The sequence below is a fragment of the Pedobacter nutrimenti genome (assembly GCF_032678445.1).
GTDB classification, from domain to species: domain Bacteria; phylum Bacteroidota; class Bacteroidia; order Sphingobacteriales; family Sphingobacteriaceae; genus Pedobacter; species Pedobacter nutrimenti_A.
This window is the reverse complement of record NZ_JAVTSQ010000002.1, coordinates 70,753-88,355: the sequence shown is the minus strand read 5'-3', so window position 1 is coordinate 88,355 and position 17,603 is coordinate 70,753. Positions and strand designations below refer to the sequence as shown.

The following is a 17,603-nucleotide window of genomic DNA, read 5'->3' as shown; positions in this document are numbered from 1 at the left end:
TTGATTAGTATGGGCTTAGAAAATATGAATAACCAATCCAATCGCTCAGATCAGATTTTTATAAGTGATTTTATAAAGAAAATTAGGATTTGGATGAAATACCTTTTTTTTAAATGGAAAGTGATAGCTCTTTTCGGTCTTTTTGGAGCCGCTTTAGGCTTTACTTATGCTAAATTCAAGAAAACATTTTATATCGCTCAAAGTACTTTCGTCTTGGAGGAAGGTGATAGCCATGGTGGACTTGCACAGTATGCTGGATTGGCATCTATGGCTGGTATCAACGTTGGTGGAGGAGATGGCATTTTTCAAGGTGATAATATTTTTGAATTATATAAATCTCGAACTATGATTGAAAAAACTTTATTAACGGAGATTGTAAATAAGGATAAAAAGGAGTTATTGATAGATACCTATATTAATTTGAATAATATTAGAGATGGTTGGAAGAATGATCCAAAATTAAAAGATATTAAATTTAATGTAAGAAATCCCCTTAATGAAAACCTAACTAGGCTACAAGACAGCTTAATGGGGGTTTTTGTCGGAAGTATCAATAATAATTATCTCACCGTCGCAAAGCTCGATAAGAGGTTAAGCATTATTAAAGTTGAAGTTAAAGCTACAGATGAGTTTTTTGCAAAAAAATTTAATCAAGTGATTGTTAAAAATGTTAACGATTTTTATATTCAAACCAAGACAAAAAAATCTTTAGATAACATACAGGTGTTGAAAGGGAAGACCGATTCAGTTCGATCAGTGATGAATGGCGCTATTTATGGTGCTGCGGAAGTATCAGATGCTACGCCAAATTTAAATCCTACTAGGCAATTACAGCGAGTTGTCCCCATTCAAAGATCGCAATTCACAGCCGAAATGAACAAAGCCATTTTAATAGAACTTACAAGAAATTTAGAGTTAACTAAATTGACATTACTTAATGAAAGGCCGTTAATCCAAATGATTGATGGTCCTGTATTACCTCTTTATAAAGAAAAACTTGGGAAAGTAAGGGGAATCATTTTTGGGGGAATTGCAGGGGCATTTTTTTGTGTTGTTTTGCTTTTATTACGAAAAACCATTGCATCTTTTGTGTAAGTAATTAATTTATAATTTTTCTCATTGAAACGAAAAGCTGTTATTCTTTTTTTACTACGTATTTTAAAAATTGGTCTTGGAATATTAAACCTTTCTCTAGCAGCCAAATTTTTTGGTGTTTCTATAGATCGGGATGTCTGGATACTAGCTTTCAATACAATTGTTATTCTGGATGCAGCACTCTGGGGCCCAATAAATGAAACATTTAGAGCTAAGTTCATTTTTATAAAAGAGCATGAGGGTGAGGAAAAGGCATTGGCGAAAACCAAATCATTATTATTATTTACAACTATCGTTTCTATTCTTGTCGTGTGCTTTGTCATGTGTTTTCCCAACTTGTTAGCAAAGATTATTGCACCTTCTTTTGGTGGAGAAGAACTTCAGCAACTTCTAAGAATGATAGTGTTTGTAGCCCCATGTTTAATCATAAACCAGACTGTCCAAATAGGAATAAGTATTTTAAATGCCTATGGATCTTTTTATATTCCTGAGATTTCAAGTACTATTACGGTAGTATTAAATCTGATTTTAATATTACTACTTGCACCTATAATTGGAATTTATTCTCTACTCGCTTCTTATTATGCAGGCATAATTATATTAGTCGTTTTGATCCTAATACAAATAAAAAAGCTCAAAATAAATTTATTGTCTGATTTTACAAAAATACAATTCAAAGATTTTTATCCATTCGTTCTGTTTGCTTTACCTTTCTTTTTTCCTTATTTCCTTGGCCAATTAAATGCAATTCTTGAAAAAACGATATCGAGCAGTTTGGGAATTGGGGTCGTCTCGATTATTGATTACTCGCGAAAATTTACGGATGTTCTTTTATCAGTAATTTCAAGTGTATTGACGACTATTTTAGTTCCAGCACTTTCTTTGCAGTTTATGAAGAAAGAGCCAAAAAAATTTCTGACTGAATTTCAACAAATTTTTCAAATAGGATTATTAGCGATTACTTTCATAATCTCTATTTTGACTTGTTGTCCTGAAGCATTTGTGAAAATTTTATACGCCAAAGGTAATATTGAAGAACATATTTTAATCCAGATTGGACAAATGGTTCGACTTTATAGTTTAACAGCGTTGTCTATATTTTTATATACTATTTTTGGGATGGCTCTTTTATCATCAGGTAATGGGAAGAAATATGCCTTTTGGGGGATAATGGCTCAACTGATTACCATGATGTTAAATATATTATTAGCTCAAAAGGTTGGTATATATATATTCCCTATCTCTCTTTTTATTTCACATTTGATAATCGGATGTATTATGATGAATATGTTTCCATACAAGAATAAAGCATTTCTTCGTACCACGGCTAAATATATTGGGGTACTAATTTTTACAATTGGCTTAATGTATTGGATTGGTAGATTTCAATTTTTCGGCCTTTCTGCGTTTTATACAATTTTATTCAATACGGCAATTATAACTGTTTTACTTACTCTCCAAATATTTATTTTTTCACTTAATGAAAGATTAGCGTTGACACATATTTTCAAGAAAATTAGAGGGAATAGATAATGATACGATTTTTAACAATTTTTCCTCGATGTGAGAATGCTCAATTGGTGAAGGATGTTGGTATGATTCCATATACTTTAAGCAAAGAATGTAATTATATTTCTACTATTGCAAGTTTTAAAAATGGAGAATATCCTTATTTGTTCTCAGAAATTAAGGGAGTAAATCAAGTTTTTATCCCAAGATTTTTTGGTTATAGCTCCTTAGATGTATTATTATTTATTCTTCTGAATTATAGAAAATATGATGTCTTGCAATTATATCATTATTCCATCGAAAATGTCATATTCGGAACGTTTTTCAAGTTACTTAATGTTTTTCGATCTAATGCGAAGACTTATTTGAAGTTAGATGCTGATGATAGTATTTTTAATATCCGAACAAAGGGCTTTAAGGTGAATTTATTGAAAATGTTCACGTCAAGATTCAATTTAATTACTGCAGAAAGTAAAACTATATGTAAATTCTTAAATGAAGTGAGGTTGTTTAATCGACCTGTTGTTTACCTACCAAATGGCTTCTATAATCGTGGGGTGCGAGAAGATGTTGCCTTTGCGAAAAAAGATAATTTAATTATTACTGTTGGGCGAATAGGTTCATTACAAAAATCAAATGAAGTTTTGTTTTCAGCGTTTAAGGAATTTGCGGAAATGAATAAAGACTGGAACTTATCACTCATTGGACCAATAGAAAAGTCATTTGAGTTATATATCAAATTTTTTTTTGAGGAAAATCCTCAATTGCTTTCCCGTATTGATATTACAGGTCCTATCAATGATAGAGAAGCTCTAAAGTCTAAGTATGATAAGGCAAAAATATTTGTGCTTACTTCTAAATGGGAGGGTTTTCCAATAGTTTTCTTAGAAGCAGTAAGGTCTGGTTGTACTATTTTATCCACTGATTTTAGCTCGGCAAAAGATATCACTGACGATGGTAAATACGGTGGATTATTCAAGATAGACGATTATAAAAAATTATCAAACCTATTGGTTGAATATACTGCAAATACAAAATTTCTGAAGGATAATTGTATTTCAGTTCAAGATTATGCATATAAGTACTTCCATTGGGATGTAATCTGTAAAAAACTAGATTATTTATTGACTAATGATTAAATTAATAATAGGGTAATAATGCAAGTGTCTATAATCATCGTAAATTATAATACAAAAGACTTGATTGAGCAGTGTATTAAATCCATATACAATCATGTTCGCACTGAATTATTTGAGATTATTGTCGTTGATAATTGTTCCGTTGACGGATCTCAGGACTTGATTAAATTGAAGTTTCCAAATGTTATATTGATTCAATCTGAATTGAATCTTGGTTTCGGAAGAGCGAATAATTTAGGTATAAACATTGCAAAAGGCAGATATGTTTTTCTTTTGAATTCAGATACATATTTGATTGATGATGCTATTTCGAGTTTCATGACTTATATGGATAAACATAATGATATAGCCTGTTGTGGTGCTGAATTAATTGATGCTACAGCCAAATCACAAATCTCATTTGGTAATTTCCCTTCTGTTTTTGAAGCATTTTCAGAGTTAGGTTTTTTTCTTCTATATAAAAAATATTTTAAAAGGCATCTTGCAAGTGCTGTTATAAATTATGATATAAAAGAAAAGGATGTTGATTACATCTGTGGTGCAGACATGTTTATAAGAAAATCTGTGTTAGATAAAATCGGAGCTTTTGATCCTGATTTTTTCTTGTATTTTGAAGAAACAGAGCTTTGTTTTAGATTTCATAAAATGGGATATATTTCTAGGTTATTACCTTTTATTAGGATAGTACATTTAGAGGGCGGGTCGCAGAAAACTAATGAAAGTTTCAATTATAATAAAATTCGGATATTTACACGTAGTAGAGCTATTTTTTTTAGGAAATGCTATGGTGATTTTAGAGCCATGACAGTTAAGATTCTGTATGTTCTTCAAAATCTGATATTGTTTCTAGCAAAAGGAAAGGTGGATTATCTTCGTATAGTTAAAATAATAATTAATTCATGATTAAAGTATTAGTAGTATTTGGGACAAGACCTGAGGCAATCAAAATGGCGCCTCTCATCAGAGAGTTTAACAGGTTCCCTGAAGAGTTCGAAACAAGGGTATGTGTAACAGCACAACATCGAGAGATGTTGGATCAGGTGTTATCCTTTTTTGAAATAATACCATTTTATGATCTTGATCTAATGAAGCCAAATCAGAATTTGAACCAACTGACTGCTGATGTATTAATAGGCTTGAGGTCTGTTTTTTTGGATTATTTGCCTGATTATGTATTTGTACACGGTGACACAACAACTTCAATGGCTGCTTCCTTAGCTTCATTTTACTCAGAAGTAAAAGTTTGTCATGTGGAAGCTGGATTGCGAACTTTCAATAAAAGATCACCCTTTCCTGAAGAGATTAATCGTCAAATTACGGGTCGAATTGCAGACATTCATTTCGCTCCAACAGAAATTTCAAAAGCGAATCTAATTAGAGAAGGTATTAAAGATAGTACAATATTTACTGTAGGGAATACAGTAATAGATGCGTTGATGTGGGCTAACGTAAAACTGGAAAATTATGAAGATGACGAAATTAGAGGTCTAAAGGAATTATTAGTTTCAACTAAAAGAGTTATTGTCGTAACCGGGCATAGACGTGAAAATTTTGGTGATGGATTTTTGAATATTTGTAAGGCGCTGAGTTTAATCTCCCAACGTGATGACGTGCAGATTATATATCCCGTTCACTTAAATCCTCAGGTACAAAAACCTATTTATGACATTTTGGGTGATTCTGCAAATATACATTTAATATCTCCGTTGAAGTATCCGGCATTTGTCTGGCTGATGTCTCAAAGTTATATAATCTTGACAGACAGTGGCGGAGTACAAGAAGAAGCTCCGAGTCTGGGGAAACCAGTCCTTGTTATGAGAAATAATACAGAAAGACCTGAAGCTGTAGCGGCTGGAACAGTTGTTTTGGTGGGTACAAATACAGATGTGATTCTTTTAGAGACTGAGACGTTACTAAATGATGAAGACCTTTATAAAAGAAGGGCAACTCTTCATAATCCTTACGGAAATGGGCATTCTGCAGCTCTAATTGTGAGTAAAATAAAGTCCTATGATCGATAAAAAGGAATGGTTTTTCAATCTAAGGCACATTCCTTGGAAACGGAAGAGACACAGGCAACAGTTTCTTACTCAGGAGTTGGATCAGACGTTTAGTGTGGTAATAGGTGTAAGAAATTCTTTTCTAAAAAGAACTAAAGATAGGAGGGAAAAGATTTTAAATCTTTTATCAATTGATATGTCTTATTTTAATATTAGACTAGCGATTGTATGATTTTAGACAAAAAAATAATGAATATGTATCTGCAGGAGAAGTATTTTCTTATAAATACGTTTTGGTTAAAAGCTTAGGTCTCTATGATTTCTAGACAATTTACGAGTGTTGGATCGAATTTTGAATCTTAGGTGTTTTACTAAAGTTAGAAAATGGATTTAGTTATGTATAAATACTTATAAAGTATATTTATGAAAATATTTTTTAGAATTATATTGAGGTTTTTTGGATTTTTTATACGAGGGTTGGGACGCCTTTCACATCTCATATTTAACCCAGATTTATCGAGAAATCTATCATTTGTTTTTAATGTACTTTATAGTGGCCGGATTTCAAGATCATTAAAACTCTCGGGTAAAAATTTACTTATATCTTATCCACTCTATTTACTTGGGGGTAAAAACATTAGTATAGGTGATAACTTTATTAGTTATTCGAGGCTGAGACTTGAAGCTCATACCTCATTTTTAACCCAGATTTTTAATCCAATATTATCAATTGGCAATAATGTGGCTATAAATTATGACTGTCATATTGGATGCATAAACAAGGTTATCATAGGCGATAATGTTCTTATAGCCAGTAAAGTTTTTATCACAGATCATTTTCATGGAAATACGACAAAAGATATTATAGGTACACCACCAAGTCAACGAAAACTTATAAGTAAAGGACCGGTAATTATTGAAAATAATGTGTGGATCGGAGAGAATGTTTCGATTATGCCGAATGTTATCATAGGTGAAAACTCTATTATTGGGGCCAATTCTGTGGTAACTAAATCAGTTCCTAAAAACACCGTAGTTGCAGGCATACCAGCTATAATTATAAAAACAATATAGCTGCTCATGAATATACAAGTTTCCTTTATTATTGCTTTGAAAGCTGAAAAATTAATAAGAAAAAGTATGCAATCGATAATTGATCTCACTATTGTAAATCCCACGAAAGGTCTTGAACTTATTATAGAAAGGGAAAAGTATAATAAGATAAGTGAAGTAAATTATCCATACGATAACGGTTATTGTACGGCTTTAACCATTGGTAAAATAAAATCATATGAACAATAAGAAAGAGGGATTATTCTATTTTATGCACATTCCTTGGACATGGGCAAAACAGAGGCCACAATTCCTAGCTCAGGAATTAAGTCAGACTTTTAGTGTTTTAATAGGTTATAAAAAGCCATTTTCTAAAAAAAATCAATCATCTGAGACTACAGGTTTAAATCTGTTGCCGATTCGTATGTTTCCTTTTAATGCTAAGTCGGCGACTGCAAGGTTTTTAAATAAAATAATAACAAAAAGCAAACTAAGGAGAATTGTATCCTCTTGTAGATACGTTTGGGTTACGAGTCCAGATCTTTATGATTTACTGCCTGACTTGAAAGATGATCAGATATTAATTTATGATTGCATGGATGATATGTTGTCCTTTTCATCCATAAAGGACTTTCCCCGTACTTATAATTATTACAAATCTGCAGAACGACGTCTATTAAGTAGGTCAAATGTGATTATTTGTTCCTCTGAAAATCTCAAAGAAAAGCTTATAAATAGGTATGATTTGAAAATGGATGTTTTGACCATTAATAATGGTATATCAGGGGGCCTATTTATGTCCTCTTCAGCATCTATAAAGAAAACAATTATTAGAAGAGACGATAGAAAGATAAATATAGTATACATAGGTACAATTGCAACGTGGATGGATTGGGAACTTATATTAAAATCTCTAGATGTTAACTCTAATATTCTTTATCATTTTGTTGGTCCTAATGAAAGTAGCATACCTGTGCATGACAAAATACTTGTATATGGTCCGCAAGCTCATAAAGAAATAACTGGTATTATGGAAGACGCAGATATATTATTTATGCCTTTTCAAGTTACGGACTTGATACGTTCGGTCAATCCTGTTAAATTATATGAATATATTTATGCAGGAAAACCGTCTATATCCGTTAGATATGAGGAATCAGAGAAATTTGAAAATTTTGTCTATCTCTATTCAGATTTTGAAGAGTATATGGAGCTTATAAGTTTAATTCAGGATAATTGTTTCAGATCTAAACGAGATTCTGTTGAATCAAGGGAGTTCTGTTATAAAAATACCTGGGCTATTAGGGGACAACAAATCAACGATATGCTAAAAAAACTACATGACTAAGGTGACTGAAAAGCCGAAAATTAACGTACTCCTTAATGTAACTTGTCTAACATTATTAATGTTAGATTCTGGAGGAGGACTTCGTTTGAGGAATATTTCTTTTTTAATTATGTTTTATTTCGCGATGAAAGGGGTACTAGCATATAAATCTGTAAATAAAACTTTTTTAATTATATACATCTTTTTTTTATTGTCATTAGTGCCAGGAATATTAACATCTATTTCGAATTCAATACCGATTCCTCAAATTTTAGTTTGGTTGATGGCTTTTATGTTAATACCATTATTTTATTTCTATGCTAAAGGAAGTGGTCTATCAGAAAGATGCTTTGTATTAGCAGGGGCAATATTCTCGACTGTTGTCGTATTACTTTTTTTTGGCAGGCTGATGGATATCGGCTTCATCGTTGGTATAAATGATTATATATCTAGTCATTCTGATGGGTTCTTTGGAAGTAAAAATTTTTTAAGCGGTGATATCCTTCCTAATGTTTATTTTCAAGGGACGTTAAGTGTAATTATATGTGGGGCATTATCCTTGCGAAGTAAAAATTATTTTGTTTTTTGTACTATTTTGTTGGGCTTAATGCTTGCTCCATCCCGATTCGGTTTCATAGTTTTGTTATTATGGGCTAGTTTTCTGTTTTTTAGAAAGTCTTTGACTAGGTTAATGTTTCTTCCTGTAATTTTTGTGTTAATATTTATGCTTTTACAAAGTTTGCCCTTTGGTAAAGAACTTTTCAGTGTCTTTACAGGAGAAAGCGATGCAATTGATATAAGAAATGGTCATTTTATGTCTGTATATCATGTTTTTGCTAATAATCCGTTATATTTCTTTTTCGGTCAAGGACCTGGTTCTACTTTTTTTTCGACGGGTATTTCTGCTATTGCTGACAATATAGAAATTAGTCAACTAGAGTACATCAGAAAATATGGAGTTATCTCGTTTGTAGTTTTCTGTGTTTTCTATTTTTTGCCATTTTTAAGTCGAACCAATTCTGATATTTTTATTAAAGGAGCATTAGTACTCTATTTTATTGTTTCATTTTCTAACCCGGTTTTATTTTCTATATTCTCTATGCTGTTTCTAGCATTTGTTTATGTAAAGATATTCGATAAACAACAACTAACTTGATAAAAAAAAACACGTATATGGATAGCCATTTAATTTGTGCTGTTATAGTCACTTTCAATCCTGATTTAGATCTTTTTTTACGTCAATTAATGTCACTTGTAAAACAGGTTGACCTTATAATAGTAGTTGATAATGATTCAAAAAATATTGACCAAATTGAATTACTTTTAAATTCTGACAATTTGAAGGACATTCTGAAAAGCTGTCTTTTAAAGAATGCATCAAATGTCGGTTTAGGCAAAGCTCAAAACGACGGAATTAAGTTGGCCATCTCTAAATCTGCTACGCATGTACTCCTTTTTGATCAGGATTCAGTATTGAATGAGGGTTTTGTTGAGGGGTTAATTGCATCTGAAATTGGTCTGAAAAAGGGTGGATTCAAAGTTGCGGCAGTGGGACCCACATATTATAATGAATTAACTGGAGAGATATATCCAATTACTAAATATATCGGACCATTTATTGAACGTATTCAACCTGAAGACGATCCCGTTCAAGCAACCTTTTTAATTGCTTCTGGATGTTTAATTTCAGTTGATATCTTTGACAAGATCGGATATATGAATGAGGATTTATTCATTGATTATATTGATGTGGAATGGTCATTTAGGGCGAAATCTCTGGGCTATGGGGTGTATGCAACTCCGCTAGCGAAGATGAGTCATACAATAGGCGATAATCGTATTTCTATATTCGGGCGTACTATCTCCGTGCACAGCCCACTTCGGCGATATTATTTGTTTAGAAATAGCATTTATATGGTTAAAAATCCAAGTATATCCATTGGTTATAAAATCAGAGAGGTTGTATTTAATACATTTCGCTTTATTGTATTTCTAGTTTTGTCGAACGATAGGGGAATGTATTTTAAATATAGTTTTAGTGGGTTTAAAGATGGCTTTAAAGGAGTCATTGGCAAATGTCCACATAATTTTAATAATAATATTATCGGTGCTAACAAAGGTTAATATGAAAGAACGGGTCTTTAGAAACTAGCATGAAAATATTGTTTATAATTACCGACTATAGCGGTTTCAATAATTTTTTAGCAGAAACTGCTGTAGAACTTTTGAGAAAGGGCCACAGTGTAGATGTAATATGCTCCCCGATAAAGGTGATCGATTATGAGGATAAATATCCTTATGAAAATCTAGGTGTAAAGTTTCATTTTCTTAATTTTCCACGTAGTTTTAATCTTTTGTCGCAGATTAAAGCATGTGTTGCTATTAAAGCAAGCATTGATGGGATTGATCCTAGTGTGATCAGTATTCATTTTACCACTGCTATGTTTACTACATTATTGCTAGGACGTTTAAAAGTAAATACAATTGGGACATTTCATGGGGTTGGATATCCTATTATTGATGGAAAAATCAAAAAAATAATTTTTAAGATTGTTGAACATATTTGTTGCAGACGTCTAGATCAAATTTGGGTACTAAACAAATTTGATTATAATTTGTTATCTGCAACTTATCCTAAACAAATTAATTTGCTTAGTACTAAAGGACTAGGATGTGATATAAACAGATTTAACATTCATAATTTTACAGAATCTTATAAAGCCGATTTTAAACAGCAGCTGGGAATAAAACCTCAAGATTTCGTTTTAGCTTTTACTGGAAGATTTGTCAGTTTTAAAGGTTTCTCACTGGTAGTAAATGCGGTAAGGCATGCTATCGAAAAACTTGAAGAGACAAACTTAAAGCTTTTGTTAATTGGCGGTAAGGATAATTTACATCCAACCGGTCTTAACATTGAACAAGAAGTATGGTGTGACCAGTCGGAAAATGTAATCGATGTCGGATTCACTTCGTCTGTTGAGAAATACCTTGCAATTACTGATATTTTTACTTTTCCAAGTATGCGTGAAGGTATGCCTGTATGTATTATTGAAGCTTTAGCAATGGGCATTCCTGTTATTACGACCGATTCTAGGGGCTGTAACGATTTAATAACAAATGGGATTAATGGTATAGTTTTAAATAGTCCAACTATTGGAGAGCTTGCAGAAGCAATTGTTGAATTAAAAAACAATGCTGCAATGAGAAGTCATTTTAAAACTGCTATTTCAAAGGATAGAGAGAAATTAGATAGAATGTTGTTTGTTAATCAACAATTAAAAATGTTTGAAAATATTTAAATAAATAGTCTTTCTGTAATCGACTGAGAAGGGGTTTTGAGCGAATTCAATTATAGATTTGTCACGCGAATTGTTTAAGAGAAACCCAATAGATTTTTGATTAGCGGTTAGCCAACTGTGGATAACGAGAGGAATATTAGTTAACTTACTTTTTTTTTCTATTTTTGTAGCGTTTTTGGCTCTATTGTTGTTTACAACGATAGGACACATAAAAAAAGAAATTATGCTTCTCACAATCATCTTCCTAACAAGCCTATTGCTTGTCGTATTTGCAATACCACCAATCATAACTTTAGCGGTTAGAAAGCGGCTTTTTGATGCCCCTGCTGAGTCCAGAAAGATCCATAAACGTATCATTCCTAATTTTGGTGGTGTCGCTATATTTACAGCTTTCATTTTTTCCTGTTCATTATTTATTCCAACAGCCTTATTACCGCATGCGCGTTTATTAATGGCGGCGGGATTAATTCTTTTTATGATTGGATTGAAGGATGATATGATTGGACTAAGTCCATTAATTAAGTTCGGAGCACAATTTGCAAATGCTTTAATCATCGCGGTTATAGCTGACTTAAGGATTGAAAATTTGCATGGTATTCTTGGCTTTGATCATTTGAACTATTATGCCAGCGTTGCACTGACGGTGATTGTTATGGTAGGGGTAATCAATGCTTTTAATCTTATTGATGGCATAGATGGTCTGGCGGCTTCCTTAGGGGTAATGGTAAGCTTAACCTATGCCTTTCTGTTTTTTCAGGCAGGAGAAATAGGATGGGCTTATCTTGCAATAGCCTTAACAGGTGCACTGATTGGCTTTTTATTTTATAACATTACACCAGCCAGAATTTTCATGGGAGATTGTGGTTCTTTGGTGTTAGGATTCATCTCAATTGTTTTAAGCATCAAATTTTTGAACTTATCAGATGCTAAAGCAATCTCTTTTGGTGTTGTTCCTATTACAGCAAACCTCGGACTTGTTCTGGCTGTTCTGATAATTCCTGTTTTTGATACACTTCGTGTCTTTACCCTCAGAATGCTCAATAAGAAATCACCCTTTACTGCAGACAGCAACCATTTGCACCATCGTTTGTTGAGTTTGGGTTTAAGTCATGTTCAATCTACATTAATACTTACCGTAACAAATTCACTATTTGTTGTCATGGCTGTTTCTCTTCAGTTTCTGGGTAATGCTCAGCTGGTTGGCCTAATCATTGCAACTGCTCTATGTTCAAACGGACTATTAACCTTGTATATTGGAAAATATAGAAGACCAATTGTCGTTAATACTGTTACCACGGGACCGGCTGTTAAAGAAAAAAGCTTTGGAGAGCAGGTTCTCGAGAAAATATCAGAGAATTAATGCATTTAAACTAGTAATTATTGGATGACCTTTACTAAACTTAGAATCTTATATTGTATCTTATTTGCTACAATATTGAGTACAACAGCCTACGGGCAGTCTGAATTGTTGCCCTTAGGGCAAGACCTGAACAGAAAATTAGGAAAGGAAATTTATTTCAATAATTCCAAAACAAGCCATACCGCGATTTTACCTTATGTCGTTAATGATATTGATAGCGTAAGCGGAGACAGCTTATTGAAAAAAGCCATGCCAGAAGAAAAGGACTGGCAATACAAAAATTGGCTTTTCCGGAAACTCTTTCATCAGCATTTGGTAGAAGTAAAAGACAGAGACTATTCATTCTACCTGGATTACCTTCCTGATCTACAAATTGGAAAACAAAACAGCAAGACGACCTGGTTAAATACCCGAGGTGTTCAAATAGGTGGGAATGTTGGATCAAAATTCTCTTTTACCAGTTATTTCTTCGAAAACCAAGCTAAATTTCCTGGATATTTGACGGATTACATCAATACCAATAGGGTGGTTCCAGGTCAGGGTTACATTAAAAAGTATGGTAGCGGTGGTTTTGATTACGCCTATTCTGGAGGTACGCTTTCCTATACACCAGTGAAGTATGTCAACTTTCAGTTGGGTTATGATAAGAACTTTATTGGAGACGGTTATCGCTCTTTATTACTTTCTGATAATGCATTCAATTATCCTTTCTTAAAGGTAACTGCGACATTGGGTCGTGTGCGTTATATGGTAATGTGGGCACAATTCATCGACTTTTATGATACACCTATGGATGATGAGACGCCATTTCCTAAAAAATATGGTCTTTTCCATTATCTAAGTTATAACGTCACGAATCGTTTGAGTTTAGGTCTGTTCGAAAATATCATGTGGAAACCACGGGGTTTCGAATTCAGTTATGTCAATCCAGTTATGTTCATGAGGCCAACAGAATTTGCTAATGGTTCTCCTGATAAGGCCTTAATGGGGTTAAATGCAAGCTATAAGATTGCGGATCGCTATGTGGCTTATGGCCAGCTCATGATCAATGAATTCACCGCAAAAGAGGTATTCAGTGGTAAAGGCTATTGGGCCAACAAGCAAGGTGGCCAATTAGGGATCAAAGGTTTTGACGTTTTCAATGTAAATCATTTAAACTTACAGGTAGAAATGAATAGGGTAAGACCTTATTCTTACTCTTCCTTAGATCATTTTAAAAATTACGGTCACTATGGCCAGCCTTTGGCTGATCCGCTTGGTGCCAATTTTGCGGAATATATAGGAATTGCAAGTTACCGCTGGAAAAGATTCGATACCCGTTTTCAATTGTCAGCAGCAACTTATGGCTTAGATATTAACGGTATGAACTACGGTAAGGATATTTACAAGGACTACCGGACCCGTGCTTCCGATTACGGTGTTTTTATCGGCAACGGCCTAAAAACAAACCTTATCTACGCAGATGCAAAAATAGGCTATATCCTTAACCCTAAAAACAACCTGCGTCTGGAACTTGGCTATACCTACAGAAAAGAAAGCAACAGCCAGTGGACAGACAAACAGCAAATGATCAATATTGGCTTACGTGCTTCATTCAGGAATTTCTACTATGATATGTAGTCTGTATCAACCACATTAGATAAACGGGATTCAATGGAAACAGAGAATCCCGTTTTCATTTTACACTTTTTTGAACCGGTTTTTCAATTTCAATACCGGCTTTTCAATAAAATAATGCGAACCCAGTCCTACAACTACTGCCACAATAATATTCTGGGGAAAGCGATTGACCCAAAAATCATTTTTTGTGGTCAAAAACAATTGCTGCCATACATATAAGGAATAAGATGCAACACCCAGCTGAGAAATGATCCTGGTGTTAAAGAATTTTGATACTGAAGAAGGAACATACATACTCCAGTACAATAAGATCATGATGCTCAAATTATTTAAGCTGAAGCCTATAGTGAGGTTGTAAGCCGCTTTAAACCTAAGGGTGAGGATTGGTGAGAGTATAAATAAAAAAATCGCCACAGCGGCTATGAGACTGATGTTGTGGAAATACTTCAAGTAACGCTCCCTGAAACCAGGTCCTTCCTCTACCAATGCTGCCAGGCAGCCGATCAAGATGGCATCCCCTCCGGTATGCAGCATGTCTCCTACATAAGGTTTACTAGCCGGAAAACATAGAAAGGTAATTACCCGAAGCAAAGGCATAATCAGCACAATCCCCACTACAATCTTAATCAATGTTGTTCTTTGAAAACGTACAAAAGTAACCGGCCATAGCAGGTAGAACTGTTCTTCCATGGACAGAGACCAGAAATGCCCCAGAAACCAGTTTCCTTTGTCTTCCGGATGTGGGCTAAGAAAAAAATGTTTGTAATTCCATAGGTAAAAGACTGCAACGAGAATGAGCGAGTAATGGGTAAAAATATCAGGAACAAGCGTCCATTTCAAAATAAGTAAGGCAAATATGTAAAGAAAGAAAGTCGGGAAAATCCTAAACATCCTTCTCAGGTAAAAATCTTTTAAATCTACTCTTCCCGTTTTTTCTCTTTCTAAGAGCAGCAATTTTGTGATCAGATAGCCACTCATTACAAAGAACATTTTAACCCCGAGCTGCCCTGTATTGATGATGAAATAAGTTGACATTTGATGATTCTGCTCAAAGCCAGGTATGGTCTCCAGGGCATGCGCAATGATGACCATGATAATGAAGGTTCCCCTAACGCCGTCTAAACTTTGTATTCTTTTCATGGAGCTTTAATTATAGACTTTGGACAGGGAGCGAAACAGCAGCAGGGCCTGCCGCTGTATATTTAATTTTCTGAGAAAGCCTCATAAATGGCCTTTCTATCAAACGCCAGAACACCCATGCACAGGCATAGGACAGGAAAAATGCACCCGCAAACAGCCACCAGACATATTCCCCATTAGTTGTCCGCATCATGAGGTTCATGAATTTAATCCCTAGTGGAAAATGAATTAAATATAAGGAGTAAGAAATCTCTCCCGGATGCTCCAATACAGAATGGAAACTCTTGTTCACATACAAAATGATCGATATAGTAAACAAAGCGGCTATAGCAGCACCTTGTTCGTAGAACAGGAAGCAAAATGCCAACAGAAAAACCAGTAGAGCCTGCTCTAACCAAGGTTTTGAAGACTTGTTGTAAACAAGAAATCCAACAGTACCTATCATGAAAAATACCATAAAGTTAAAGAGACCACAATAATCAACAAGGTGGGTTTGGCTTAAAATGGTCAGTATTGGAATGCCGGCGCCAACTGCAACAAAAGGATACTTTTTTAGCAGGATAAAATATAAACCAATAAACAGATAATACTCAGCCTCTATCCGTAAAGACCAGAAAACGGGATTATCAATAGGCGCATGTAAATAAAAGAGGCTTTGTACTATAGTGCTTAAATTTTCCGGATTGGGTAAATGTCTTGACCTATAAGAAACTTCCGCGATAAACAAGGTGAAGGCCAGGGCGGCAAGATAGGGGGGATGCAAACGTAAAAGACGCTTATATAGAAACCTCGGATAATCCCGAAAAGCATAGCCACTCTTCTCTAAACTATATGGAATGACAAAACCAGATATGACAAAGAAAACCTGCAGGCCATATTTCCCATAATCTTCCATCCATTTAAAAACTCCGGAAAAGTGGGCTCCATTTTCAGCAGCTTTACTAAAATGACAAAAACACACTGCAATTACCGCGATTCCCCGTAAAGCGGCCAGACTTGTAATTTTATTTTTATTAGCCATCAATTTATAGCGTTAATATTCCTAAAAGATGCAATTATGCTTCATTTTCTAACGAAATTAAGCGATGCCACAGGGCTTTTTTTTGTTCACTTTGTTCATTATCAGTATTTAGCGAGTCGAATTGAATAATTAAATGTTGTTGAAATTATATTTACTTAATTCTTTGTCGCAACGGATATTTCTAATTTATCAAAGAAGTTGAAAAATAGTAACACAGGATGTAAATGGATTTAACTCAATACCCTATATGATTAGAAAACTACCTAGAATTTACGCCTTTGGAGGAGTCCTGGTGTTCATCGCACTATGTTTTTCCTGTGGAAGCACCAAAAATGCGATTTACTTCTCCGATCTGGATTCCTCCCGGGTAAAACAAATCCCTGCAACAGAGTTCCATGAACCACTCATCCAGACCGACGATATTCTCAGCATTACCGTACAAACGATAGACCCATCCGCTTCGTTACCCGTTAATCAAACCGGAAATCAACCCTCGGCAAATGCGTCTGCAGTCACTGGTGCAATAAGCGGTTTTCTGGTAGATAAAAATGGTTACGTGGAGTTGCCCATGCTGGGTATGATTAAAGTAGCGGGCCTCAACACAATGGACGCCAAGGAAGCCGTCAGAGCAAAGGCTGTTAAATACTATAAAAACCCCACCATACAACTGCGTTTCGCTAATTTTAAAGTTACGGTACTGGGAGAGGTAGCCAAGCCGGCCTCCTATATTGTCCCGAACGAAAAGGTCAGCATATTAGATGCCATTTCCCTGGCGGGAGATCTTACCATCTACGGCAAAAGACAAAACATCATGCTGATTCGTGATTATGGAACCTGGAAAGACGTGATCCGTCTGGACCTGGGCTCTTCCAGTCTGATGGCCTCCCCTTATTTTTACCTGAAACAAAATGATGTGATCTATGTGGAGCCTAATAAAGCTAAAGTAGCCGCCAATAATGCACCCAAAAATCAGTTCATTACCATCATACTGGCCGTTGCCACCCTCATCGTTACCGCAGTAAGATTATAATTCCTAGAGC

Annotated in this window: 16 protein-coding genes; 14 read left to right on the top strand and 2 right to left on the bottom strand. The window is 34.4% G+C overall.

Annotated elements, in window-relative coordinates; genetic code table 11:
- The first annotated feature begins 9 nt into the window (after window positions 1-9).
- The 13 genes from R2S08_RS03095 (at window position 10) to R2S08_RS03035 (ending at window position 14,402) form a co-directional block, all read left to right on the top strand.
- Window positions 10-1,095: a lipopolysaccharide biosynthesis protein gene (locus R2S08_RS03095; protein ID WP_316833824.1), complete on the top strand. Its 1,086-nt coding sequence runs from the start codon at window positions 10-12 to the stop codon at window positions 1,093-1,095.
- 24 nt (window positions 1,096-1,119) lie between these two features.
- The gene (locus tag R2S08_RS03090; protein ID WP_316833823.1) at window positions 1,120-2,628 is read left to right on the top strand and encodes a lipid II flippase MurJ; all 1,509 of its coding nucleotides are present in this window, start codon (window positions 1,120-1,122) and stop codon (window positions 2,626-2,628) included.
- Window positions 2,628-3,743 carry a glycosyltransferase gene (locus R2S08_RS03085; RefSeq protein ID WP_316833822.1) on the top strand — a complete coding sequence of 372 codons (1,116 nt, stop codon included), beginning with the start codon at window positions 2,628-2,630 and terminating at the stop codon, window positions 3,741-3,743. Before R2S08_RS03090 ends, R2S08_RS03085 begins: the two co-directional genes overlap by 1 nt.
- Window positions 3,744-3,761: 18 nt before the next feature.
- A complete protein-coding gene (locus R2S08_RS03080; protein WP_316833821.1) occupies window positions 3,762-4,646 on the top strand; it encodes a glycosyltransferase family 2 protein in 885 nt (294 codons plus the stop codon).
- Window positions 4,643-5,764, top strand: coding sequence for a non-hydrolyzing UDP-N-acetylglucosamine 2-epimerase (wecB, locus tag R2S08_RS03075; protein ID WP_316833820.1), 1,122 nt, complete (start codon window positions 4,643-4,645; stop codon window positions 5,762-5,764). Before R2S08_RS03080 ends, wecB begins: the two co-directional genes overlap by 4 nt.
- A 402-nt stretch (window positions 5,765-6,166) precedes the next feature.
- Entirely contained in the window at window positions 6,167-6,817 is a 651-nt protein-coding gene (locus tag R2S08_RS03070; protein WP_316833819.1) for a DapH/DapD/GlmU-related protein, read from the top strand.
- Window positions 6,818-6,823: 6 nt separating this feature from the next.
- Window positions 6,824-7,045 (top strand): hypothetical protein, encoded by a 222-nt coding sequence (locus tag R2S08_RS03065; protein ID WP_316833818.1) that lies wholly within the window; start codon window positions 6,824-6,826, stop codon window positions 7,043-7,045.
- On the top strand, window positions 7,035-8,144 hold the full coding sequence (locus R2S08_RS03060) for a hypothetical protein (protein ID WP_316833817.1): 1,110 nt from the start codon (window positions 7,035-7,037) through the stop codon (window positions 8,142-8,144). Before R2S08_RS03065 ends, R2S08_RS03060 begins: the two co-directional genes overlap by 11 nt.
- Entirely contained in the window at window positions 8,137-9,279 is a 1,143-nt protein-coding gene (locus R2S08_RS03055) for a hypothetical protein (RefSeq protein ID WP_316833816.1), read from the top strand. Before R2S08_RS03060 ends, R2S08_RS03055 begins: the two co-directional genes overlap by 8 nt.
- Before the next feature lie 17 nt (window positions 9,280-9,296).
- Entirely contained in the window at window positions 9,297-10,247 is a 951-nt protein-coding gene (locus R2S08_RS03050) for a glycosyltransferase family 2 protein (protein WP_316833815.1), read from the top strand.
- A gap of 29 nt (window positions 10,248-10,276) precedes the next feature.
- Window positions 10,277-11,422, top strand: coding sequence for a glycosyltransferase (locus R2S08_RS03045; protein WP_316833814.1), 1,146 nt, complete (start codon window positions 10,277-10,279; stop codon window positions 11,420-11,422).
- Window positions 11,423-11,609: 187 nt separating this feature from the next.
- The gene (locus tag R2S08_RS03040; RefSeq protein ID WP_316833813.1) at window positions 11,610-12,782 is read left to right on the top strand and encodes an MraY family glycosyltransferase; all 1,173 of its coding nucleotides are present in this window, start codon (window positions 11,610-11,612) and stop codon (window positions 12,780-12,782) included.
- 24 nt (window positions 12,783-12,806) lie between these two features.
- A complete protein-coding gene (locus R2S08_RS03035) occupies window positions 12,807-14,402 on the top strand; it encodes a hypothetical protein (RefSeq protein ID WP_316833812.1) in 1,596 nt (531 codons plus the stop codon).
- A 60-nt stretch (window positions 14,403-14,462) separates the two neighbouring features.
- Here R2S08_RS03035 and R2S08_RS03030 read toward each other — a convergent pair whose 3' ends face one another.
- Window positions 14,463-15,542: an acyltransferase gene (locus R2S08_RS03030; RefSeq protein ID WP_316833811.1), complete on the bottom strand. Its 1,080-nt coding sequence runs from the start codon at window positions 15,540-15,542 to the stop codon at window positions 14,463-14,465.
- Between the two features lie 10 nt (window positions 15,543-15,552).
- Window positions 15,553-16,563 carry an acyltransferase gene (locus tag R2S08_RS03025; protein ID WP_316833810.1) on the bottom strand — a complete coding sequence of 337 codons (1,011 nt, stop codon included), beginning with the start codon at window positions 16,561-16,563 and terminating at the stop codon, window positions 15,553-15,555.
- 247 nt (window positions 16,564-16,810) lie between these two features.
- Here R2S08_RS03025 and R2S08_RS03020 point away from each other — a divergent pair, with 247 nt between their 5' ends.
- A complete protein-coding gene (locus R2S08_RS03020; protein ID WP_316833809.1) occupies window positions 16,811-17,593 on the top strand; it encodes a polysaccharide biosynthesis/export family protein in 783 nt (260 codons plus the stop codon).
- Window positions 17,594-17,603: the final 10 nt, after the last annotated feature.

Bases quoted from the DNA above. Each gene is read 5' to 3' on its own strand.
- wecB (WP_316833820.1), top strand. From the start codon at position 4,643: ATGATTAAAGTATTAGTAGTATTTGGGACAAGACCTGAGGCAATCAAA.
- R2S08_RS03030 (WP_316833811.1), bottom strand. From the start codon at position 15,542: ATGAAAAGAATACAAAGTTTAGACGGCGTTAGGGGAACCTTCATTATC.
- R2S08_RS03085 (WP_316833822.1), top strand. From the start codon at position 2,628: ATGATACGATTTTTAACAATTTTTCCTCGATGTGAGAATGCTCAATTG.
- R2S08_RS03025 (WP_316833810.1), bottom strand. From the start codon at position 16,563: ATGGCTAATAAAAATAAAATTACAAGTCTGGCCGCTTTACGGGGAATC.
- R2S08_RS03060 (WP_316833817.1), top strand. From the start codon at position 7,035: ATGAACAATAAGAAAGAGGGATTATTCTATTTTATGCACATTCCTTGG.
- R2S08_RS03050 (WP_316833815.1), top strand. From the start codon at position 9,297: ATGGATAGCCATTTAATTTGTGCTGTTATAGTCACTTTCAATCCTGAT.
- R2S08_RS03095 (WP_316833824.1), top strand. From the start codon at position 10: ATGGGCTTAGAAAATATGAATAACCAATCCAATCGCTCAGATCAGATT.
- R2S08_RS03065 (WP_316833818.1), top strand. From the start codon at position 6,824: ATGAATATACAAGTTTCCTTTATTATTGCTTTGAAAGCTGAAAAATTA.
- R2S08_RS03070 (WP_316833819.1), top strand. From the start codon at position 6,167: ATGAAAATATTTTTTAGAATTATATTGAGGTTTTTTGGATTTTTTATA.
- R2S08_RS03080 (WP_316833821.1), top strand. From the start codon at position 3,762: ATGCAAGTGTCTATAATCATCGTAAATTATAATACAAAAGACTTGATT.
- R2S08_RS03035 (WP_316833812.1), top strand. From the start codon at position 12,807: ATGACCTTTACTAAACTTAGAATCTTATATTGTATCTTATTTGCTACA.
- R2S08_RS03055 (WP_316833816.1), top strand. From the start codon at position 8,137: ATGACTAAGGTGACTGAAAAGCCGAAAATTAACGTACTCCTTAATGTA.
- R2S08_RS03045 (WP_316833814.1), top strand. From the start codon at position 10,277: ATGAAAATATTGTTTATAATTACCGACTATAGCGGTTTCAATAATTTT.
- R2S08_RS03020 (WP_316833809.1), top strand. From the start codon at position 16,811: ATGATTAGAAAACTACCTAGAATTTACGCCTTTGGAGGAGTCCTGGTG.